The sequence below is a fragment of the Mycobacterium sp. genome, assembly GCF_051006775.1.
Taxonomy (GTDB): Bacteria; Actinomycetota; Actinomycetes; order Mycobacteriales; family Mycobacteriaceae; genus Mycobacterium.
On sequence record NZ_JBPCSX010000186.1, the window covers coordinates 1 to 3,926 of the forward strand.

The 3,926-nt window shown below is 67.0% G+C and carries 5 protein-coding genes; 2 read left to right on the top strand and 3 right to left on the bottom strand.

Annotated features, from left to right (window positions below; genetic code table 11):
* On the top strand, positions 1–436 hold a 436-nt coding region (locus tag ACR2JI_RS13555), incomplete at its 5' end, for a phosphorylase family protein (protein WP_526390769.1).
* A gap of 30 nt (positions 437–466) precedes the next feature.
* Complete coding sequence (locus ACR2JI_RS13560) at positions 467–1,813, top strand: hypothetical protein (protein WP_526390771.1); 1,347 nt, start codon at positions 467–469, stop codon at positions 1,811–1,813.
* Here ACR2JI_RS13560 and ACR2JI_RS13565 read toward each other — a convergent pair.
* The 3 genes from ACR2JI_RS13565 to ACR2JI_RS13575 are packed head-to-tail and all read right to left on the bottom strand — an operon-like array spanning position 1,781 to position 3,925.
* On the bottom strand, positions 1,781–2,206 hold the full coding sequence (locus ACR2JI_RS13565; protein WP_526390773.1) for a hypothetical protein: 426 nt from the start codon (positions 2,204–2,206) through the stop codon (positions 1,781–1,783). The genes ACR2JI_RS13560 and ACR2JI_RS13565 overlap by 33 nt on opposite strands.
* A complete protein-coding gene (locus ACR2JI_RS13570) occupies positions 2,203–3,327 on the bottom strand; it encodes a molybdopterin-dependent oxidoreductase (RefSeq protein ID WP_526390775.1) in 1,125 nt (374 codons plus the stop codon). The genes ACR2JI_RS13565 and ACR2JI_RS13570 overlap by 4 nt, the downstream gene beginning before the upstream one ends.
* A gap of 4 nt (positions 3,328–3,331) precedes the next feature.
* Positions 3,332–3,925, bottom strand: a complete 594-nt coding sequence (locus tag ACR2JI_RS13575; RefSeq protein WP_526390777.1) for a TIGR04282 family arsenosugar biosynthesis glycosyltransferase — start codon at positions 3,923–3,925, stop codon at positions 3,332–3,334.
* Position 3,926 lies beyond the last annotated feature (1 nt).

The following is a 3,926-nucleotide window of genomic DNA, read 5'->3' on the forward strand; positions in this document are numbered from 1 at the left end:
CGATTCCGGCGGCATTCACGTCGAGTTCGCCGACCCGTACTGCCCGGTGCTGCGGGCCAATGCCGCGAATCACCCCGGCGTGGTCGACGGCGGCACGATGGTGGTGATTCAGGGGCCGCGTTTCTCCACCCGCGCGGAGAGTCAGTGGTTCGTCCGGCAGGGTTTCGTCCTGGTGAACATGACCGGTTACCCCGAGGCCGTTCTGGCCCGGGAATTGGAGATCTGCTATGCCGCAATCGCTTTGGTCACTGATCTCGATGCCGGCGTGGAGGCCGGTGCCGGAGTCCGGGCAGCGGACGTCTTCGCCGAGTTCGAACGCAATATGATCCCGTTCAAACAGCTGATCAACGACACGATCGACCGGCTTGATTCTGAACGCGCATGTTCGCACTGTCTGGCGCACGAGGGTGTGCAGTTGCCCTTCGATTTGCCGTGAGCGGGGATCTACCGTGAGCGGAGCTTTGCCATGAGAAGGGATCGCCTCGCCGCGTCGGCCGCGCTGCTGTTGGTGGTTATCGCATTCGTCCTGCCGCACCTGCACCTGGGTATCGTCACGCCACTGCTGCACGCCACAGCGGCGCAGATCAAGGATTACGCCCAAACCGCGCCGATATTCGGCTGGTGGAACGCCCACGTCGGCTGGGGCACGCTGCCGGCGATCGCCATCGGTGTCGCGGCGGTGCGCTGGGGGCCTGATCTGGCCCAGCGGCTGTCCTGGCGGAAGCTGACATTCTCGGCTTGGGCTACCTCGGCCTGCTGGGCGTTCGCGCTGGCGATGATCGACGGCTGGCAACGGGGTTTCGCCGGGCGACTGACGGCCAAACACGAGTATCTGCGCCAGGTTCCGGGCATCACCGATATCGGCGAGGCGGTCCGGACCTTCTCCAGTCGGATCCTCGACTATCAGCCGAACTCCTGGATCACCCACGTCTCAGGTCATCCACCGGGTGCATTGCTGACCTTTGTGTGGCTGGACCGGATCGGTCTCGGCGGCGGGGCCTGGGCGGGCCTGCTGTGCCTGCTCGCCGGATCCAGCGCGGCGGCAGCCATTCTGGTCGCGTTGCGCGCGGTGTCGGGTGAGTCAACGGCACGGTTGGCGGCGCCGTTCGTCGCGGTGGCTCCGACCGCCATCTGGATCGCGGTGTCGGCGGACGGCTACTTCGCCGGTGTTGCGGCCTGGGGGATCGCGCTGCTGGCGATCGCGGTCAGCAAGACGGCGCGACGGCCGGCGCTGGCGGCAGCCGGTTCAGGACTGCTGCTGGGGTGGGGGATATTCCTCAACTACGGACTCGGTTTGATGGCGCTGCCCGCACTGGCCGTTCTGCTGTGCGCCGCGGACCGCCGTACAGCGCTGAAACGGCTGGCCGTGGCAGTCGCGGCGGCGCTGGTGGTGGTGGCGGCGTTCGCGCTGGCGGGATTCTGGTGGTTCGACGGCTATCAGCTTGTCCAGCAACGGTATTGGCAGGGCATTGCCAAAGTCCGGCCGTTCCAGTACTGGAGCTGGGCGAATTTCGCCTCGGTGGTCTGCGCCATCGGGTTGGGCAGCGCGGCCGGGGTGGCCCGGGCCTTCGACATCCGGGCGGTCAAGGCGCGCACCGGGATCAATCTGCTGGTGCTGGGCGCACTGGCCGCGATCCTCTGTGCAGATCTGTCGATGCTGTCGAAGGCGGAGACCGAACGGATCTGGTTGCCTTTCGAGGTGTGGCTGACCGCCGCCCCCGCATTGCTTCCAGTGCGGTCACACCGTTGGTGGTTGGGCATCAACGTGACCGGCGCCCTGCTACTGAACAGCTTTATTCTGACGAACTGGTAGCAGGTGCTTACCGATGAGAATCAGCAACGCCGCACCCCAGACGATCGCCAGCGACACCCACAGACCCCAGTGGTAGTCGCGATCGAGGACCGTGGGGTTGTCCGGCTCCAGTCCGGGCTTGCTGTAGACCGGAATGGCCAGCAGCACCAAGACGACGCTGCACAGCGAAGCGACCATGACCGGCGACCACCACGACCGGGGCAGGATTCGCTTGCCGGCGAACCCCAGGGCAACGCAGGCGGGCGCGAACACGGCGTCGTGCAGCAGCACACCGACCCCGGCCCAGACCGCGATGCGGATGATGATGTGCGTCGGATTGTCCAACAGCAGCACCGCACCGTAGCTGCCGAGCGCTACACCGGCTGCCATCAGTAGCGCACGGATTGCGGTCATTTCTGCACCACCTCGATACGTGACAACCACTTGGTCTGCAGGACGCCGGCCCGGGCGGGCGAGATCAGCCGCGCCGGGTAGCCGTGGTCGGGGGCGAGTGTTTCACCGTTGATCTTCATCGCGATCAGTGTCTGCGGATCGCGGGCGTGTAGGGCAGGCACCGTGGTCCGCGAGTACGGACCGGGCGGCTCCAGAGATATCAGTCGCACATCGGAATCAGGCGAGCCACCCACCGCCTGAACCAGAGCCGCCAGCACCACCCCGGACCAGTCGGCCTCTGCGCTCCACCCCTCGACGCAGGCGATCGGCAACCGGAAGGTGGACTGCGGCATCGCGGCCAGGTCGGCCACGCTGAACGACTTGACCGTCGCGCCATTGACAACGGTCAACCGGTAGTCCGGCGACTGGGCACTGCGCAGCACGCCTGCCGCCCGGGCTGTGCGGTTGATCGGCATGCCCTGTGGGCCCGTGCCTGACCGCGGTGCCAGGACCGAGGCCTTGCGAATCCATGGCACCGTCTGGCCGGCCGTCACCAGCGTCGCCACCCCGGCCGCCAGCCAGGTGCCGGCCAGCACGGTGCGCCGGGTCGGCCCGGTCCGCAACTCGCCGGTGGGAATCTCCTCGAGTGGCTCACCGAGTGCGCGACGGATGATCGGCAGCTTGACCCCGATATGCACCAGCAGTGCGCCGGCTGCAACATAGGCCATCGCGTAGTGGTTGGTGGTGAAGAAGAACCCGAACGCGTACCACTTGGCGATGTTCATCAGGCCGGTCGAGAACTGGAAGAGCATGGAGGCCATCAGGACCAGGATCGACGCCCGCTCAAGCTGTTTGGTCAGACCGCCGATGATCGGCTTCTCGAACAGCTTGGGGTAGACCGACCACAGCTTGACCACCAGCAGTGGGATCGCAGCGATACCGGAGATGACGTGCAGGCCCTGGGTGGCCCGGTACAGCCAGACCGGTCGGGTGGGCCAGTAGAACCACGGTTGCGGGTGCTGGACGAAGTGACTGATGAAACCGGTGACGAAACAGATCGTGACGGCCACACCGAGCGCCAGACCGACGCGGGTGGTGATCGCGGTGCCACGCAAGGTCTCTGATTTCGTCGGAGCGGTCATCTTGTCAGATCCCTTCGGTGGCGAGGGTGAATCGACTGGCGGGACGGCAGGCGGTGCGAACCACTGGTATGTCCGCAACGGTATCGACGTCGGCGAGTTCCGTGGTGAGAACCACCTGGACTCCGCCTCGTTCGAGGGCGGCCGCGGTCAGCGCGCCGGTGTCGGACTGCGACATCGGCACGTCGATCAGGCAGCCGGCCAGCGAGGCGTCACTGACACCGAGCAACCACCACCCGCCGTCGTGGGCCGGCCCGAGCACTGCTGTACCGGGGGCGAGCTTGCCCGCGCAGTCGGTGAGCAGTTCGGCGGTGACCTGCGGGGTGTCCATCCCGATCTGGAGCACCGGCGCAGCGCCGACGGCGGCGGCGTCGGCATGGGCATGGGCCAGCCGGTGGCCGAAGTCGGCGCCGCGCTGGCCGATGACGATGAAATCGTCGAGTCGGGAGCGGATCTGCGCGGACCGCGCGGCCAGCGACAGATCACCGGTCAGTGCGACGACGCGGGCGGCGAACGGCGTGCCGGCGACGGCGTCGAGGGTGTCCAGCAATGCCGCCGCAGCGATATCGGCGGCGGCTTCGTCTCCGACCGCGGCGGCCAGT

Bases quoted from the DNA above. Each gene is read 5' to 3' on its own strand.
- ACR2JI_RS13560 (WP_526390771.1), top strand. From the start codon at position 467: ATGAGAAGGGATCGCCTCGCCGCGTCGGCCGCGCTGCTGTTGGTGGTT.
- ACR2JI_RS13565 (WP_526390773.1), bottom strand. From the start codon at position 2,206: ATGACCGCAATCCGTGCGCTACTGATGGCAGCCGGTGTAGCGCTCGGC.
- ACR2JI_RS13570 (WP_526390775.1), bottom strand. From the start codon at position 3,327: ATGACCGCTCCGACGAAATCAGAGACCTTGCGTGGCACCGCGATCACC.